General features: G+C 68.0%; 17 protein-coding genes. 15 read left to right on the top strand and 2 right to left on the bottom strand.

The window, feature by feature from the left end; translation table 11 throughout:
* Positions 1 to 61: 61 nt before the first annotated feature.
* The 6 genes from J2X06_RS14435 to J2X06_RS14410 all read left to right on the top strand — a co-directional run bounded on the left by J2X06_RS14435 (position 62) and on the right by J2X06_RS14410 (position 9177).
* A complete protein-coding gene (locus J2X06_RS14435) occupies positions 62 to 691 on the top strand; it encodes a tetratricopeptide repeat protein (RefSeq protein WP_310063531.1) in 630 nt (209 codons plus the stop codon).
* Positions 692 to 906: 215 nt separating this feature from the next.
* A complete protein-coding gene (locus tag J2X06_RS14430) occupies positions 907 to 2103 on the top strand; it encodes an EAL domain-containing response regulator (RefSeq protein ID WP_310063529.1) in 1197 nt (398 codons plus the stop codon).
* 23 nt (positions 2104 to 2126) lie between these two features.
* Complete coding sequence (locus J2X06_RS14425) at positions 2127 to 5033, top strand: ATP-binding protein (protein ID WP_310063528.1); 2907 nt, start codon at positions 2127 to 2129, stop codon at positions 5031 to 5033.
* Between the two features lie 43 nt (positions 5034 to 5076).
* The gene (ggt, locus tag J2X06_RS14420; protein ID WP_310063525.1) at positions 5077 to 6792 is read left to right on the top strand and encodes a gamma-glutamyltransferase; all 1716 of its coding nucleotides are present in this window, start codon (positions 5077 to 5079) and stop codon (positions 6790 to 6792) included.
* Positions 6793 to 6823: 31 nt separating this feature from the next.
* On the top strand, positions 6824 to 7546 hold the full coding sequence (locus J2X06_RS14415; protein ID WP_310063524.1) for a 2OG-Fe(II) oxygenase: 723 nt from the start codon (positions 6824 to 6826) through the stop codon (positions 7544 to 7546).
* Positions 7543 to 9177, top strand: a complete 1635-nt coding sequence (locus J2X06_RS14410) for a tetratricopeptide repeat protein (protein ID WP_310063523.1) — start codon at positions 7543 to 7545, stop codon at positions 9175 to 9177. The genes J2X06_RS14415 and J2X06_RS14410 overlap by 4 nt, the downstream gene beginning before the upstream one ends.
* A 122-nt stretch (positions 9178 to 9299) precedes the next feature.
* On the opposite strand, the gene J2X06_RS14405 is transcribed toward J2X06_RS14410, so the two are convergent.
* Both J2X06_RS14405 and J2X06_RS14400 read right to left on the bottom strand, forming a co-directional pair.
* Positions 9300 to 10787, bottom strand: coding sequence for an AAA family ATPase (locus J2X06_RS14405; protein ID WP_310063522.1), 1488 nt, complete (start codon positions 10785 to 10787; stop codon positions 9300 to 9302).
* Positions 10784 to 10951: a hypothetical protein gene (locus J2X06_RS14400; protein WP_310063520.1), complete on the bottom strand. Its 168-nt coding sequence runs from the start codon at positions 10949 to 10951 to the stop codon at positions 10784 to 10786. The genes J2X06_RS14405 and J2X06_RS14400 overlap by 4 nt, the downstream gene beginning before the upstream one ends.
* Before the next feature lie 138 nt (positions 10952 to 11089).
* On the opposite strand from J2X06_RS14400, the gene J2X06_RS14395 reads away from it, so the two are divergent.
* From J2X06_RS14395 to J2X06_RS14355, 9 genes are all read left to right on the top strand, one after another.
* Complete coding sequence (locus J2X06_RS14395; RefSeq protein WP_310063518.1) at positions 11090 to 11722, top strand: ParA family protein; 633 nt, start codon at positions 11090 to 11092, stop codon at positions 11720 to 11722.
* A gap of 66 nt (positions 11723 to 11788) precedes the next feature.
* The gene (locus tag J2X06_RS14390) at positions 11789 to 12265 is read left to right on the top strand and encodes a SixA phosphatase family protein (RefSeq protein ID WP_310063516.1); all 477 of its coding nucleotides are present in this window, start codon (positions 11789 to 11791) and stop codon (positions 12263 to 12265) included.
* Complete coding sequence (locus tag J2X06_RS14385; protein ID WP_310063515.1) at positions 12256 to 12834, top strand: YceI family protein; 579 nt, start codon at positions 12256 to 12258, stop codon at positions 12832 to 12834. The genes J2X06_RS14390 and J2X06_RS14385 overlap by 10 nt, the downstream gene beginning before the upstream one ends.
* A 44-nt stretch (positions 12835 to 12878) precedes the next feature.
* On the top strand, positions 12879 to 14825 hold the full coding sequence (locus tag J2X06_RS14380) for a phospholipase D family protein (protein ID WP_310063661.1): 1947 nt from the start codon (positions 12879 to 12881) through the stop codon (positions 14823 to 14825).
* A 236-nt stretch (positions 14826 to 15061) separates the two neighbouring features.
* Positions 15062 to 15256: a hypothetical protein gene (locus tag J2X06_RS14375; RefSeq protein WP_310063512.1), complete on the top strand. Its 195-nt coding sequence runs from the start codon at positions 15062 to 15064 to the stop codon at positions 15254 to 15256.
* A gap of 46 nt (positions 15257 to 15302) precedes the next feature.
* Complete coding sequence (locus tag J2X06_RS14370; RefSeq protein ID WP_310063510.1) at positions 15303 to 15494, top strand: hypothetical protein; 192 nt, start codon at positions 15303 to 15305, stop codon at positions 15492 to 15494.
* Between the two features lie 104 nt (positions 15495 to 15598).
* A complete protein-coding gene (locus J2X06_RS14365; RefSeq protein ID WP_310063509.1) occupies positions 15599 to 15793 on the top strand; it encodes a hypothetical protein in 195 nt (64 codons plus the stop codon).
* Between the two features lie 179 nt (positions 15794 to 15972).
* The gene (locus J2X06_RS14360) at positions 15973 to 16416 is read left to right on the top strand and encodes a hotdog fold thioesterase (RefSeq protein WP_310063507.1); all 444 of its coding nucleotides are present in this window, start codon (positions 15973 to 15975) and stop codon (positions 16414 to 16416) included.
* A gap of 55 nt (positions 16417 to 16471) precedes the next feature.
* On the top strand, positions 16472 to 17278 hold the full coding sequence (locus J2X06_RS14355) for a lysophospholipid acyltransferase family protein (protein WP_310063506.1): 807 nt from the start codon (positions 16472 to 16474) through the stop codon (positions 17276 to 17278).
* Positions 17279 to 17321 lie beyond the last annotated feature (43 nt).

Raw genomic sequence — 17321 nt, 5'->3', positions numbered from 1 at the left:
GCACCGTGTCACGCATCGGCCCGATGGGGTTAGCATTGGGGCGTTACAGGGGGATCCACACATGCTCAAGCACAGCCTTTTGTTCACGGCGCTGATGGCCGTGGCCGGCATCGCGCCGGCGCAGTCCCTGCCGAAGCCGGCGGAGTTCTACTTCGATGCCGATGCCAACGCCACCAAGCCGGTCATCGCCGTCAAGGAAACGGGCGATGTGGCGATGCAGAAGCTCGCCAAGATGATCGAGCGGGGCAACAACGTCGATACCGCGGCGGCGCAGCTCGCGCACATGGCGATGGAGTCGGGCCGTGCCGAACTCGGCCGCCAGCTATATACGCGTGCACTGTCGGGGCTCGAAACCAGCGACGGGGTGTGGCGCGCGGTCGTGTGGAACTACGGCTGGGATCTGTTTCGCGCAGGCGACGACAAGGCCGCGCTGGACCAGTGGCGCGCGCTGCTCTCGTCGCGTGGCGTGACCGCTTCTTGGATGCCGCCCACCTTCGCGATGGTGCTGTGGTCACTGGACCGCAAGGAGGAGGCGGTGCAGTGGTACGGCGCAGCAGTGCGTAGCGAGCCGCAGCAGTGGCGCACCGCCGATCAGTTCGTGCGGCTGTTGCCGGCCTGGAGCGAAACGGAACGCGGTCTGCTCGCCGAAGTGCAGGCGGCCTGGGCGGCCAACCCGCCTGCCTGGCCCTGAGCCGCATCGCGTAACGTGCTGCCAAAACACGCCGCACAGGCGCGGCGTGAGCAATTAATGGTTACCTAACCGCAGAGTCGTGTAACCCGCGACCGCCTATCGGCTTCGTTGCCGTTGTCACGGACAAGCGGCTACAGTGACCCTGCCCCGTTCGGGGCAGGCGGGCGCGGCAAGCGCCTGGACTGATCGCACCGCGCACTGCACCGGTGATCAGCATGTCCATGTCGGCACTCAGCGTGATGGTGGTCGAGGACCACGGCTTCCAGCGCCGCATGGCGTTGCGGTTGCTGTCGGAACTGAATGTCTTCGAAGCCAGCGAAGCCGCCGATGGCGCCAGCGCGCTGCAGCAATTGCAGGAACGTGCCGCGCCGGTGGACGTGGTCATGGTCGATCTCGACATGCCCGGCATGGACGGCATCGAGTTCATCGGCCACCTGGCCCAGGGAGGCCTGGCACGCTCGGTGCTGGTGGTCAGTGCAATGGAGTCTGCCCTGCTGATGACGGTGCAGACGATGGCGCGCGCTTACGGCCTGAACGTGCTCGGCACGGTCGAGAAGCCTTTGACCCGCGACAATCTCTCGCAGGCGCTGCTGGGCTTCGACGATCCAATCGTCGACATCGAAATCGACGACGACTTCGAGATCGGCGCATCGACGATCCGTGAGGCCATGGATGCGGGCGAGATCATGCCGTGGTTCCAGCCGCAGGCCGAATTCGACAACGGCAAGGTGGTCGCGGTGGAAGCGCTGGCGCGCTGGCGCCGTCGCGACGGACGCATCGTGCGGCCGTCGCGGTTCATACCGGTGATCGAGCGCGAAGGCATGGTCGATGCGCTGACCGACCACATGCTCGTCCATGCGTGTCGCTGGAAACGCGTCTGGGACCGCATGGCACTGCGCCTGAATATTTCCGTCAACGTATCGCCCACGACGCTTTCCGATGCGGGCTGCGCCGACCGCTACCAGAAGATCGTTGAGGACCATGGCGTGGATCCGGCCGACGTGGTGTTGGAAATCACCGAAAGTTCGGTGATGGCCGACTTGGCCGGTGGGCTGAGTGTGCTGGCGCGCCTGCGTTTGAAAGGATTCGGATTGTCGATCGACGATTTCGGTACCGGCTACTCCTCGCTGGCGCAGCTGTCGCAAATTCCGTTCACCGAGCTGAAGATCGACCAGGGCTTCGTCGTCGGCGCGCGCGAACAGCCGCGCAAGCGCGCCGTCATCGAAGCCAGTCTCGAACTGGGACGCAAGCTGGGCCTGGATGTGGTGGCCGAGGGCGTGGAAACGCTGGACGAGTGGCAGATGCTGGCCGAAATGCACTGCGGCCTGGCGCAGGGCTATCTGATTTCGGCACCGGTGACCGGCGCCGAGCTCGCAGGCGTCGTCTCGCGCTGGCGCAGGCCGGAGCTGTGAGTGCGCGAATCGTGAGTGCAAGAATGAAGTGGCGCGCTGTCGGTTGGAACATCCGTCGCCAGGTATGGGCCGTTTTCGTGCTGTTCCTGCTGACCGCCCTTGGCGTGGTGGTGCTGGACGAGATCGGCCAGTATCGCAGCCGGCAGTCGATGCAGATGCTCAAGGACCACTCGCTGCTCGGGCTGCGCCGGATCAAGACCGTGTCCGACGCTTACGGACTCGACCTCGTCGATACCACCTTTCGTGTCCGCAACGGCCTGATGACCCCCGAACGAGGTGTGGCTGTCGTCGACGCCGCGCGTGAACGGATCGACAGCGCCTGGAGCGCGGTGGCGTCGATATCGCACGAGCCCAGCGAGCACGCTTTGTTCGCGCAGGCAGAAAAAGCGCGGGCGCGCGCCGATGCGGCCGCCGACGAACTGCATCACATCCTCGTGTCCGGTGACGTCGACGCGCTTTCTCATTTCGCCAACCATCGGCTGTACCCGGCGATCGACCCGGTCACCGAGGCGCTCAAGCGGCTCTCGGACCAGCAACTGGTGGAAGCCGAGCAGATCGTGCGAGCCAACCTCAAGCGCCAGGAGCGCTTCAGCGCGATACGCATCGCGCTGTCGGCGCTGACGCTGCTGATCGTCGGCGTGATCGCGCACCGCATCCTCAGCAATGCCTACCGCGGTATCGAAAGCCTGGCCGCGCTGGCTGAAGGGATGCGTCGCCATGACTTCACCGCGACCCCCACGTACCGGCCGCGCGGCGAGCTGGGCGAGGTGATGGATGATTTTGTACGCATGCGCAGCGAGGTGCGCGCCTTCGAGGTCGAGCTCACCGAGCAGCTCGCCAGCAACGAGCGCGTGCGCGACGAGCTGCAAAGGCGCGAGCATTTCCTCAGTTCGCTGTTGTCGGCCGCGCAGGCCGCGATCATGGCGATCGACGAGCAGGGCCGCTGGATCGTGTTCAACCCGTTCGCCGAGCGCCTGCTGGGCTGGCGTGCCGAGGAAGTGCTCGGCCGGGTCCTGCGTTTCAACGATCCTCCGCGCCCGGACGATGGACCGCTGCTGGCGACCGCCGGGCAGATCCAGGCCACCGTGGAGCTGCTGGAGTCCACGCTGGGCCGGGTGGTGTCGCCGGACTGGCACGCGGTGCTCGAGCTGGCGGCGCTGCAGCAGGCGCCCGGCGAATGGCGATTGCATGACAAGAAGGGACAGGCCGTCCCGGTGTGGATGGCACTGTCGGCATTCAAGGACGAGCGTGGGCGCCGGGCCGGCGTGATCGCAGTGGCCACGGACCTGTCCGAGATCAAGCAGCTCGAGAGCGAGCTGCGCGACAGCGAGCTGCGCGCACGCGAAGCCAGTGAGGCCAAGTCGTCTTTCCTGGCGACGATGAGCCACGAGATACGCACGCCGATGATCGGCATCAACGGCATGGTCGAGGTGCTGTCGCATACGCCGCTCGACACCGAACAGCGGCATGCGCTCAACGTGATCCAGGCTTCCGCCGAGGCGTTGTTGCGGATCATCGGCGACATACTCGACTTCTCCAAGATCGAAGCCGGGCGCCTGGAGCTGGCTCCGGCCGCGGTCGACCTGCGGCCGCTGGTGAACGGGATCGCCGCTGCCTTCGCCGGGACGGCGTCCAGCAAGGGACTGGTGCTCGAGGCCCGCATCGACGACCGCGTCGCCCCGGCCTACCGCGCCGACGCGATGCGACTGCGTCAGATCCTGGGCAACTTCGTGTCCAACGCGATCAAGTTCACCGACAAGGGGCGCGTCGATATCGTGCTTGAGCGGGTCGACGGGCCAGGTCCCGGGGAAGAAGCCGATGCCGACAGGCTGCGCTTCAGCGTCAGCGACACCGGCATAGGCATCAGCGAGGAGCAGCGCGCGCGCCTGTTCGAACCGTTCTCGCAAGCCGAGAGCGACACCGCCCGTCGCTACGGCGGCACCGGCCTGGGGCTGGCGATCTCGTTGCGCCTGGCGGAGTTGATGGAGGGCGAGATCGACATGGACAGCGAGCCCGGACACGGCACCACGATCCATTTGACGGTGCGGCTGCCACGCGCGGCGGCCGCAAGCGTGCCGACACCGACGGCCCAGACGAGCCCGGCGATGCCATTCGCCGCGCGCCGCGCGCCGAGCGTGGCCGAGGCCGAGGCCGCCGGCACGCTGGTGCTGCTGATCGATGACCATCCAACCAACCGGATCGTGATCTCGCGGCAACTGGCCTTGGCGGGATTCGCCTGCGAGGTAGCCGAGGATGGACGCGAGGGGTTCGAGCGATGGCACGGCGGCCGCTTTGGCCTGGTGCTGACGGACGTGCACATGCCGGACGTGGACGGATACAAGTTGGCAAGGATGATTCGCGAAGCCGAAGCCAGGGAAAGCAGGTCGCGTACACCCGTTGTCGCCTTGACCGCGTCGGCACTCAAAGGCGAGGCCGAGCGGTGCCTGGCGGCCGGCATGGACGATTGCCTCGTCAAGCCGGTGCCGGTGCCGGTCCTGGCCGAGCGGCTGTTGCGCTGGCTTCCGCATGCACGGGCCGCCGCACTTGCCGACGAGGCAGCCCCGGTTGAAGTGCCGCCATTGCAGGCGCATCAAGTGCTCGACGAAGGATCCCTGGACGCACTGACCGGCGGCTCGGCGTCGGAAGCCCGCGTGGTGATCGACGATTTCCTGGGCGCCACCGCGCAGGACCTGGCGGTACTCGAGACCGCCGTGGAGCAGGGCGACGCCACGGCCGTGACGCGGCAGGCACACCGGATCAAAGGGGCTGCGCGACTGGTGGGGGCCGTGGAACTGGCCGCAGCCGCCACCGCGCTGGAGTCTGCCGGACGCAAGGGCGCCTGGCCCGCGATCCGGCCGGCGGCCAGCGACGTGCACACCGCCGTGGCGCGGGTGCGGCGACTGGCCGCGCAACGCTATCCCGCGGCGTGACCGGTCGCGTTACGATCCGGCTTTCCCTTGCGGATCATCAGTAATGCGATCGTTGTTCGCTGCCGTCCTCCTGACCCTGCCCCTGACCGCCATGTGCGCCGACCGCATCACCGGCAAGACCTTTGCCACCCGCAGCGAGGTTTACGCCCCGCATGCGATGGCGGCCACCTCGCACCCGCTGGCCACGCAGATAGCGCTGGACGTGATGAAGCAGGGCGGCAGTGCGGTCGATGCCGCGATCGCGGCCAACGCGGCGCTCGGTTTGATGGAGCCGACCGGCAGCGGCGTCGGCGGTGACCTGTTCGCGATCGTGTGGGATCCCAAGACGAAGAAGCTCTATGGCTACAACGGTTCGGGCCGCTCGCCCAAGTCGCTGACGCTGGCCGAGTTCCAGCGCCGCGGCCTGACCGACATCCCGCCGCACGGCCCACTGCCGGTGACGGTGCCGGGCGCGGTCGATGCCTGGTTCGCGCTGCACGGGCGCTTCGGTCGCAAGCCCATCGCCGACGACCTGGCGCCCGCCATCCGCTACGCCCGCGAAGGCCATCCGGTGCACGAGGTGATCGCTTATTACTGGGGCCGCAGCGTGCCGACGCTGTCGAAATGGCCCGGCTTCACCGAGCAGTTCACCGTCGCCGGCGACGGCGCCGGGAAAAGACGCGGCCCGCGCACCGGCGAGATGTGGAAGAACCCCAACCTCGCCAGCACGCTGGAAAAGATCGCCCAGGGCGGCCGCGATGCGTTCTACAAGGGCGACATCGCCCGCACCATCGACGCCTACTTCAAGGCCAACGGCGGCTTCCTGAGCTACGAGGACATGGCCGCGCACCAGGGCGAGTGGGTCGAGCCGGTCAGCACCAACTACCGCGGCTATGACGTGTGGGAGCTGCCGCCGAACGGGCAGGGCATCGCCGCGCTACAGATCCTCAACCTGCTCGAACCATACGACCTGAAGTCCTACGGCTTCGGCAGCCCCGAGCACGTGCACCTGTTCGTCGAGGCCAAGAAGCTGGCCTTCGCCGACCGGGCGCGCTGGTACGCCGATCCGGCCTTCGCCAAGTCGCCGGTCGACAAGCTCATTTCCAAGGATTACGCCGCGCAGCGCCGCAAGCTGATCTCGATGGACAAGGCGCTGAAGGAAGTGCAGCCGGGCACGCCGAAGGAGCTCGATGAGGGCGACACCATCTACATGACCGTGGCCGACGCCGACGGCATGATGGTCTCGCTGATCCAGTCCAACTACCGTGGCATGGGCAGCGGCATGGCGCCCCCGGGACTGGGCTTCATCTTCCAGGACCGCGGCGAGCAGTTCGTGCTGAAGGAAGGCCATCCCAACTCGTTCGCGCCGGGCAAGCGCCCGTTCCACACCATCATTCCCGCCTTCGTCACCCAGGCCGGCAAGCCGTGGCTGAGCTTCGGCGTGATGGGCGGCGCGATGCAGCCGCAGGGTCACGTGCAGATCCTGATCAACATGATCGACTTCGGCATGAACCTGCAGGAAGCAGGCGACGCGCCGCGCATCCAGCACGACGGTTCGACCGAACCGGCCGGCCAGGCGACGGTGATGAGCGATGGCGGCGAAGTCGACCTGGAGACCGGCTATCCGTACGAGACGGTGCGCGCGCTGATGCGCATGGGCCACAGCGTGCGTTTCGCCGATGGCCCTTACGGCGGCTACCAGGCGATCAAGGTCAACCCCAACGGCGGCTATGTCGGCGCCAGCGAGTCGCGCAAGGACGGGCAGGCGGCGGGCTACTGATCGCTGGGCCCTGATCGACGGACCCTGATCGATGATCAACGATCGCATAGACCTGGTGCACTGGCGCGAACGTCTGCAGCGTGAGGGTCGCGTGCAGATCGCCGACTATCTGCAACCGGTGGCGGCGGAGCGCTTGCGCCAATGCCTGGAGCAGGAAGTCCCCTGGACGCTGGCGCTTCGCGACGGGGCAGGTGCGCGCACGATCGATCATGCGGCGTACGCGGCCATGGACGAGGGCGCGCGCGCCGCGCTTCTGGCACAGACCGCGGCGGAAGCCCGCGCGGGCGACGCCGGCGCCGGCGGCGAGTTCCGCTTCGCCTACGACAGCTACATGATGGTCACCGCCTACCAGCAGGGCCGCGACCCGGGCCTGCTGCTGCATCGGGTGCTCGAGCTGTTCAACTCGCCCGACTACATCGCTTTCGCTCGTGCGCTGACCGGCGATGCGCGCATCCGCCGCGCCAATGCGCAGGCCACGCGCTACCAGCCCGGTCATTTCCTGCGTTACCACACCGACGAGGAGCACAGCGAGGGCCGCCTGTACGCCTACGTGCTCAACCTCAGCCACCACTGGCAGGCGGATTGGGGTGGCCTGCTGCAATTCATCGACGCCGACGGCCAGGTGCTCGACACGTTCCTGCCGCGCTGGAACACGCTGTCGCTGTTCGCCGTGCCGGCCGGCCATGCGGTGTCGCTGGTCGCGCCGTGGGCGCGGCAGGATCGATTGGCGATCACCGGCTGGTTGCTGACGTGATCACGCAGGCGCAGGTGCGGGAGCGGCTGGGTCGGGCCTGGGCGGCGTTGCAGCACAACCAGCCGGCGCACGCACGCGCCGAATGCGAGGCATTGCTCACCGAGGCGCCCGACACATTCGACGGTTGGCGCATGTTGGCCATGGCCGAGCAGGCGCTCGGCGACCGGGTCGGCTGCCGCGCCGCACTCGAACGTTCCCTGGCGCTCCGCCCCGACGATGGCGCGACCTTGCTCGACCTCGGTACCGTGCTGCTGCAGGGCGACGAGGCTGTCTCGGCCTTGCCGTACCTGCGCCAGGCCGTGCAAAGGCTCCCCGAGGAACCGCGCGCGGCGTTCCGCTACGGCACGGCCGCGTTCGTCACCGGCGATTTCGCCGAAGCGGTGGCCGGCTTCACTGCGGCTGCACAGCGCGATCCGCGCTGGGTCGAGGCATGGAACAACCTGGCGGCGGCGCACGGTCGCCTGCAGGACTATCCGCAGGCGATTGCGGCAGCCCGAAACGCGCTGCAGTTGTGCCCGGAGGTGGCTGGTGCGCATCAGGCGCTGGCGGCGCTGTTGTCGAACCTGTTCGACCGCGAATCGCTTCAGGAAGGCCTGCGTTTCGCCGAACGCGCGCTGCAGCTCGATCCGGCGCTGGCCGAGGCGCATCGCAATGCCGCCATCGCGCTGCGCAAGCTGGGCCAGCCACAGCGCGCGCAGGAACATGCCCTGCGCGCAGTGGAGCTGGCGCCGCGCAATGCCGACAGCATCGACACACTGGGCGAACAGTTGCTGCTCAACGGCCAGCCCGCCGAAGCGGTGGCCACGTATGAGAAGGCGCTCGCCTCGGGTGTGGTGACACCCGCGTTGCGACGCCAGCACGGCATCGCACTGCTGCACGACCACCAACCGGCCGAAGCGGAGCAGGTGTTGGCCGCGCTGTTGCACGACCAGCCGACCGACCAGCGTGCGATCGCCCATCTCGGCCTCGCCCTTGCAGCGATCGGCGATGTCCGCGGCGCGAGCGAACGGCTTGGACTGCACCGTCATGTGCATGCCATCGAGTTGCCGCCACCGGAGGGCTTCGTCGATGCCGCGCAGTTCCATGCCGCGCTCGCCGACGACATCCGACGGCACAGCCAGCAACGCTGGGAGCCTGCCGGCCTGGCCGCGCGCAAGGCCTATCTCAGCGGCGACCTGCTGGCCGACCGCACGGCGGCGATCGTCGGCTTCGAACAGCGCCTGCGCGAGACGATCGATGTCTTTCTGGCGAGATGCCGGGCGGCGGCGGGCGCACAGGACGACCTGTTCCTGCGAAATGTTCCGCAACGCTATCGCCTCCACGTGTGGGCGACCCAGGCCGCAGAGCAGGGCTTCATCGACACCCACATCCACGAGGATTCATGGTTGTCCGGTGCCTACTACGTCGAATTGCCCGAGGCGATCGGCGACGGCGACGCCACCCATGCCGGGTGGATCGAATTCGGTCGTCCGTTTGCCGGCCTGCCGTCGTGGCCTGAGCATGCATTGCACCGTGTACGGCCTCGCGTCGGCACGTTGCTGTTGTTCCCGTCGTACCTGTTCCATCGCACGCTGCCTTACCGCGGTGCGGGGGAACGCATCAGCATCTCGTTCGACCTGGCCGAGGTTTGAGGCTGCCCTGCCCCCACCTCGCCCGCGCGCGGGAGGGGCTCACTGAACTTTCCTGTCTCCGCACGGAGAGAGGCCTACTGCCCCTTCTCCCGCAGAAGGTGCCTTTGCCTATGCAAACCGCCTCAATCCGCCGGCACCGTCCGCTGCCGCGCCCATTCGCGCAGCGCTTGCACCTGCTCGCCCATCAGCACCGATAGCGGCCGCGTTTGTTTGAGTTCGGCACGCAACAGGAAGTCGTTGAGCGGCGCCCTGGCGGCATGCGCCGCGTACAGCGCTGCGACGATGGCTTGCTCGATCTCCGCGCCGGAGAAGCCATCGGCGCCGGCGATCAGGCCGGCCAAGTCGAACTGCGCCGTATCGAGCGATCGCTTCTTCAGATGCAGCGCGAACAACTGCTCGCGCGTCGCCGCATCGGGCAGGTCGACAAAGAAGATCTCGTCGAAGCGGCCCTTGCGCAGCAGCTCCGGCGGCAGCGCGTCGATCTGGTTGGCCGTCGCCACCAGGAACACGCGCGACTTGCGCTCGGCCATCCACGTCAGCAGGTAACCGAGCACGCGCCGCGACACGCCGCCGTCGCCCTCGCCGCCGTCGCCTGCCAAGCCTTTCTCGACTTCGTCGATCCACAGCACGCATGGCTCCAGCTGTTCGGCCGATTGCAGCGCTGCGCGCAGGTTCTTCTCGGTCTCGCCGTGGAATTTGTCGTACAGCGTGCCAAAGTCCAGCCGCACCAGCGGCACGCCGAAGCCGGCGGAGACCGCCTTGGCCAGCATCGACTTGCCGCAGCCCTGCACGCCGAGAAGCAGCACGCCCTTGGGCGGGTCCAGGCCGGCCGGCGCCTCGCCGCTGACGAACACGTCGCGGCGCTGCTCGATCCAGCGCTTGAACCGGCGCGCACCGGCGACGTCGTCCAGGCGTGCGCTGTCGTATTCGTAGTGCAGGTGGCCGCTGCGGTTGAGCAGCTCGAACTTGAGCCTGGCCAGCTGCGGCAGGTCGCTGGCGCCGAGCGCGCCGTCGTCGAAGATCAGGTGCCGCGCGATTCGGCGCGCGTCGATCGGATCCAGTCCGCGCAGGTTGCGAACGATCTGCTGCACCGCGTCGCCATCGACCTCGACGCGGCGCCCGCCGTTCTCGCGCGCATAGTTCTCGGCCTCCTCGCGCACCAGCTTGAGCAGCGCGTTGGCGTCGGGCAGCTTGGGCGTGTAGCGCACCGCCAGTGCGTCGAGTTCGGGCGCAAGCTCGACCTTGTGCCCGACCAGCACCAGCACGTGCGGCTGGCAGTCGCGACGCTGGACGATCTCGCGCAGCAGTCGCTGCGTGCTGGCATAGCCCAGGTAGGGATGGAAATCGAGCAGCAGGTAGATGCCGCGTTGGTCGGCATCGCGGATCGCGTGCAACGTGGTGGAGGCATCCGGCGCGACTTCCGGCGGGTCCTCGCGGTCGAGGTCCACGCGGCGCAGGCCTTCGGTGATCGACCAGCGGTACAGCGCGCGCCAGACCTGCATCAGCGCCTGGCGGAACAACTCGACCACGCGCGCCTCATCGCGGGTCTCGATGACGATCAGTGGGGTGTTCGCGCGGATCAGCGCGGTCAGGTCCTGCAATTCGCTCATGGGCATGCCGTCTTCCGTGTGCGGCGATCATAACGGCGACATCGGGAAACCAGCCTGGGCGACGCCACCGCGCGCGTGAGGGTGCTGGAATCGGCCATGCCGCCGATGGTCACCGCCGGCGCGTCGGCGATTTCGACGAGCTGGCGGCGGCGATGGTCGGCCAAGACCGCCTGCTCTCCCCGCTGCCGCCGTGGGCCGGCCTCCCGGTGGGGTGATCGCCGGGAGCCGTCCGCACGGGGCGGCCGTGGTGGCCGCATGCAGGGCCGGGGTGTAGGCTGCGGTTTCGTCTGGAAGGAGCTCGCATGAAGACCGTGCTTGTGGCCAGTTCCAAAGGGGGCGTGGGAAAGACCACGATCGCGACCCATCTCGCCGCGCAGTCGGCCGTAGACGGGCTGAACACCGCCCTGGTCGATGCCGACCCGCAAGGTTCCTCGACGCGCTGGGCGCACCGCCGCGCCGGCTTGGAGACCGCCGTGCTGCCGCTGGACGGCACGCGCCGGAAGGCGTGGCGCAAGGGATTGCCCGACGACACCCAGCGCATGGTGATCGACGCGCCGGCCGGGGCGATGGCCAGCGACCTGGAACACTTCCTCGAGATCGCCGATGCCGTGATCGTGCCGGTGCAGCCATCCGTGCTCGACATCGAGGCGACCGTGCCGTTCCTCGACACGCTGGCGCGCTATCCGCGGGTACGCAAGGGCGAGCTGCGCGTCGCGCTGGTCGGCAACCGGCTCAAGCCGTGGACCAACGCCTCGCAGCAGGCGATCGAACTGCTCAAGGCCTGGCCGTATCCGGTGGTCTCGCAGTTGCGCGACAGCCAGGCCTACGTGATGCTGACCTCGCTCGGCAAAAGTATGTTCGATTACCACTCCGCTCAGGTGCGCGAGCACCAGGACGACTGGCAGCCGCTGTTGAAGTGGCTGAGGAAGGCCTGAGGCAAACTCACCCGCCCATCCCGGCAGTCGATAAAATGGCGCCCCGACGACGAGGTTTCGACGCGAATGCGTGAACTGATCCTGCTGCGCCATGCCCACGCCGAGCCCGCCAGCAATGGCCAGGCCGACCTCGACCGCGCGCTGTCGGCGGAGGGGCTGGCCGAGGCTGAAGCCGCCGGCCGCTGGCTCGCCGCCAACAAACTGGTCCCCGATTGCGTGCTGTGCTCGCCGTCGCGGCGCACGCGCGAGACGCTGGAGGCCGTGCTGGGAACGATCGGCTACGTCGACCAGCGCATCGAGCCGGCCATCTACGACGCCACGCCGGGCACGCTGATCGCGCTGGCCGATACGCATCCGGAAGTCGAACGGCTGATGTTGGTCGGGCACAACCCGGGCATCGAGCGGCTGGCGGCGCTGCTGCACAGCGGCCAGTCCGGCGACTACCGCGGCATGCCGCCGGGCGGGATCGCGGTGTTGTCGGTGCCCCCGGGTTCCAGCCTGGAGCCGGGCGTGGCACAGCTCAGCGCCTTCTGGTGGCCGTGAGGCTGTGCCTGCGACTGGCCGGGCTGCTGATGCTGTGGGTGCTGGCCGGAGCCAGCCTCGCGCAGGCGTCGGTGTCCGGCTTCGATCCTGCGCATACCCGATTCAACTTTGAAATGCGCACGCGCTGGGGACAGCGCGTGCTGGGCGAGTTCCCCCGCTACGACGGCGAGCTGCGCGTATTGCCCGACGGGCGCCACCAGGTACGCATCGTGCTGGTGGTCGATTCGCTGGTGGTGGGGGACTCCGAGCGCTACACCAGCATGGCGCGCGGAGAACGCTTCTTCGATGCGCCCCGTTTCCCGACCGTAGAATTCGTGTCCGAACCGCATGAGGCCGCGCTGGCCACCCAGGGCGGGCGACTGCGCGGCCGCCTGACCATGCACGGCGTCAGCCGCGCCGAGTCCTTCAACGTGGAGCCGGCGAAGTGCGCCCGGCCCGGACGGGACTGCGACGTCATCGCCTATGGCAGCGTCCGTCGCAACGACTACAACCTCGACGGCTGGCAGTTCGCGCTGACCGACCGCGTGCGCTTCACGATGCGTGTGCGGCTGAGGCCGGAGGGGCAGTGAGAACCCGGTTTGCCCTGGCGGCGCGCGCCGGACTGGCCGCGCTGATGCTGGTCGCGTTGTCGGCCTGCGCGTCGTTGTCGACGGCACAGCGCGATCGCGCCAGCGGGATAGTGATGCAGGCTCGCTCGCAGCAGGTCGACTGCGCGGCGCCCGACGCCTGTGCCAAGCCTTCGCCGCTGCACGATCTCGCCGCGCGTGCCTTCGCCGAGTCGACGCCGCAGGCGCCGCACCATTACGCGCTGATCCTCGACCGCGGTCCGGACGCGTTGTTGGCGCGGCTGAGCCTGATCCGCAGCGCGACCACCACCATCGATCTGCAGACCTACATCTTCGATGAGGACGATGCCGGCCGGCTGGTGCTCGATGAACTGTTGAAGGCGGCACGCAGGGGCGTGCGCGTGCGCCTGCTGATCGACCAGTTGTCTGCGCTGCGCCGCATCGACACGCTGGCCGCGCTGTCGGCCGCCCACGCCAACCTCGAGGTCCGCCTCTACAGCCCGGTGCTCGGGCGCGCACGGATCAACTACCCGCAATACGCGTGGGCCGTGGTGTGCTGCTGGAGCAAGCTCAACCAGCGCATGCATACCAAACTGCTGCTGGTGGACGGAGCGGTCGGCATTACCGGCGGACGCAACTATCAGGACGACTATTACGACTGGGACGACGAGTACAACTTCCGCGATCGCGACCTGCTCGTTGCCGGTCCGGTGGCGCGCGAGATGGCGACCGATTTCGGCCTGTTCTGGGAGGATCGCCGCAGCGTGCCGGCCGAACACCTGGACGACGTAGGCGGCCTGCTGCTCAAGAGCGGCGTACCGCCGCTGCCGCAGGTGGTGTTCGAGCGGCCGCAGCGGGCCGAGGCGATGCGCCGCGACGCCGACGATGCCGACCTCGTCAGCAGCCGGCTGGTCTCCCAGGCATTGCCGGTCGGCGAGGTGCGCTACATCTCCGACACCCCGGAAAAGCATCGCGCCACGGCGCGGAACGCCGCGGTGGCCTCCGATTCGCTGCGCGGGCTGATCGAATCCGCGCAAAGCGAAGTGCTGTTGCAGACGCCCTACCTGGTGCTGTCCAAGGCGGCGCAGGACATGTTCCGGCAACTGCGCCAGCGCCCGAACCGGCCGACCGTGATCGTCTCGACCAACAGCCTGGCCGCGACCGATGCGTTCATCGCCTATGCGCTGTCCTATAAGTACAAGCGACGCTACCTGCGCGAGTTCGGCTTCAACATCTTCGAGTACAAGCCATTTCCGGCGGATGCGCCGATCGACATCGGGGCCACCGGCGCGCCCGTGCCGGAGATCGAACCGCCGGCCGAGCCGACAGCGCAGGTGTCCGCCGAGACGCCGCAGGACGAACCGGTGGTGCCGCCGAATCGGCATCGCGAACTTCGCGATCGGTACGACCGCCGCAGCGTGGTCGGGCGTGAGCACTACCGCCGCGCGCTTTCGCGCGAAGGAACGGCCCTGCGCACCGGCTCGACCAAGGCCAACTGGCCGGTGCCGCTCAAGCGCGCCGGCGTGCGCATCGGCATGCACGCCAAGTCGCTGGTGATCGATGAGCGCATCGGCGTGGTCGGGACCCACAATTTCGATCCGCGCGGCGACCACTACAACACCGAGAGCGCGGTGGTGATCGAGGATGCGACCTTCGCCCAGGCGCTGGCCGCCAGCATCCGTCACGACATCTCACCGCCGAATTCATGGGTGATCGCGCGGCGCGACAAACCGCCGGTGTTCTCGGGGCTGGACTACTCGGTCGGCAAGATGTTCGAGGCGATGCCCGTGTTCGACCTGTGGCCGATGCGCTATGCCACCAGCTATGAGTTCGTGCCCGGCCCGGCCTGTCCGGCGCCGCTGCTGCCCAGCGACCCCGGTTTTCGCGCCTGCTATCGCCCGGTGGGCGACTTCCCCGAGGTCGCGCTCGGGCTCAAGGGCCTGACTACGCGCATCTTCACCGCCTTTGGCGCGGGACTCGCGCCGATCCTCTGACGCGCAGCGGTTTTCCTGAGCGCGGTCGCTCTTCCCCTCGGTGTCCGATCTGCCCCCCCCCTGTCGTCAGTCATGGCAACGGATCGCCCCTGCGGGCCATCTCTATGGGTGTTCCGGCCTGCGCCAACCCCTTGCAGCACTAGGTCTTCGGTGGGGTGACTTCTGGCCCATGGCGGAATCGGTTCGGTGTTGTACTTTACCAACACACCAGTTCACACCAACGCCAGGACACCACCATGAACGCCTCCCGCAACCAGCAGTCGACCTACTCCAACCCGAGTCGCACGGTCGCCGCGGAAGTGGCTTCTTCCCCGGTCCGCCACGTCCATCGCGAACGCGACTTCGGCGTCGGTTACGGCAACAGCTCCGGCTATGCCAGCCCGCGCCGCTACATCGACCAGTGGGCTCCGTCGCGCTTCCGCTGCGTCTAAGTCCAGTCATCTCCACCTGCGTCCCTTCCCCCCAAAGGATTTCGCCATGAATGCCCTGCTTACCTCCGCCTTCACCCGCAAGCCGCTTCCTGCCAGCGCCCCGGCTGCCGTCCCGGCTGCGACCCGCCTGGTCCGTCGCGAACGCGACTTCGGCATCGGCTACGGCCGCAGCAGCGGTTACGGCTGCACCCGCCGCTACACCAGCGACTGGGCACAGCCCCGCTTCCGTTGCGCATGAATCGTCGCGCATGAACCGTTGTCTTGAGCCGCTTCGCCTGACCCGCTCCACCCGTTGAGATCCGGCCGTCCCGGCGGATCTCCGAAAGACCCAAGGATTCCGCCATGAACGCCCTGCTTCGCACCGACCTGTTCCCCGCCAAGTCGCTTCCCGCCCGCGCGCCGGCCAATGCCTCGGCCCCGGACCGCCTGGTCCGCCGCGAACGCGACTTCGGCATCGGCTACGGCCGCAGCAGCGGTTATGGCAACTCCCACCGCTACACCAGCGACTGGGCACAGCCCCGCTTCCGCTGCAGTTGAGCCACGGTTCCTCCGCCCCGCGGTCCGGCGCGCCATCCACGGTGTTTGGCGCGTCGGCCGCGGGTTCTTTGTAACCAGGAACCCGCCTGATAGGCGCAGATCTCCGACGAAACCGGACATTGATCGCGCAGGGGGTGTTTCGACTGTCCGCTGCGGCGCCCGTCCGCTATCGTGAGGGGATGACTATCCCCGCTGCCGAACCCAAGTCCCTGTTCCGCCCCACCACGCTGGCCGCGCTGAACGCGATGTCCAAGGACACCGCCATGGAGCCCCTCGGTATCGCTTTTACCGAGATCGGACCGGATTACCTGCGCGCCACCATGCCGGTGGACGCCCGCACCTGGCAGCCGTACGGGCTCCTGCATGGCGGCGCCTCCGTGCTGCTCGCGGAGACGCTGGGCAGCATGTCCGGCATGCTGTGCATCGGCGAAAACGAGATATGCGTCGGCATCGAGATCAACGCCAACCACGTGCGCGGTGTCCGCGACGGCGTGGTCACGGGGACGGCGCGCCCGTTGCACGTCGGCGGGCGCACCCAGGTCTGGGAAATCCGCATCGAGGATGAACGCGGTCGCCTGGTGTGCATCTCGCGCATTACGCTGGCGGTCGTCCCGCGCGCATGAGCCGTGGCGTGATTTTCGCTGGTCGCTGGGGCGTGGCTTCGGTATCGTTTCCGCAATGAATGCGCCGTCCCCCCACGCCGGCGCGACGGCGCCAGACCATGCGCCGCTCGCGCGCACGCTCCGCTACCTGATCCGCGTGCCACTGCTCGTGTGGCACCTGCTGATCGACCTTCCGCTGGTGCTGCTGTTCACCACGCCGCTGACGCGGGGCCTGCACATGGGTGGGGACACTCTGGAGCACCGCGCGATCCGTGCCTGGTCGGCCGGGTTGATGCGCGTATTCGGGTTCCGCCTGCGTCGTATCGGCGAGCCATTGCCGGAAGCGGCGATGTTCGTCGCCAACCACGTCAGCTGGATCGACATCGAGACGCTGCACAGCCAGCGCATGATGGGCTTCGTCGCCAAGCGCGAGATCGAGAGCTGGCCCGTGGTCGGCTGGCTGGCCGCGCGCGGCGAAACCATCTTCCATTCCCGAGGCAGCACCGAGTCGCTCGGCGGTGTGCTGCACGAGATGCTGGCGCGGCTGCGCAGCGGCCGCTCGGTCGGCGTGTTCCCCGAGGGCGGCACGCGCGGCGGTGGCCAGGTCGGGCCGTTCCACGCGCGCATCTTCCTGGCGGCCGTCGAAGCCGGCGTGCCGGTGCAGCCGGTCGCGCTGCGCTATGGCGAGGGCGGCAACGCGCAGGGCGTGGTGGCATTCCAGAAAGGCGAGAGTTTCTTCGGCAACTTCGTGCGCCTGCTGGGCGAGCCGCAAAGGCTGGCCGAGATCCATTTCCTGGAGCCGATCATGCCGGGCGAGACCGATGGACGCCGCCGCATCGCCGAACTGGCACGGCAGCGGATCATCGACGCGATGACCAGCTGAAGCAGATGAACAAGGGGCGCAAGCCTAGTGCGACCACTCGAAA

Source organism: Lysobacter niastensis, assembly GCF_031457115.1.
In the GTDB taxonomy this organism is placed as follows: Bacteria; Pseudomonadota; Gammaproteobacteria; order Xanthomonadales; family Xanthomonadaceae; genus Lysobacter_J; species Lysobacter_J niastensis_A.
Note: the sequence above shows the minus strand (reverse complement) of the source record. Positions and strands in the feature narration are given on the sequence as shown.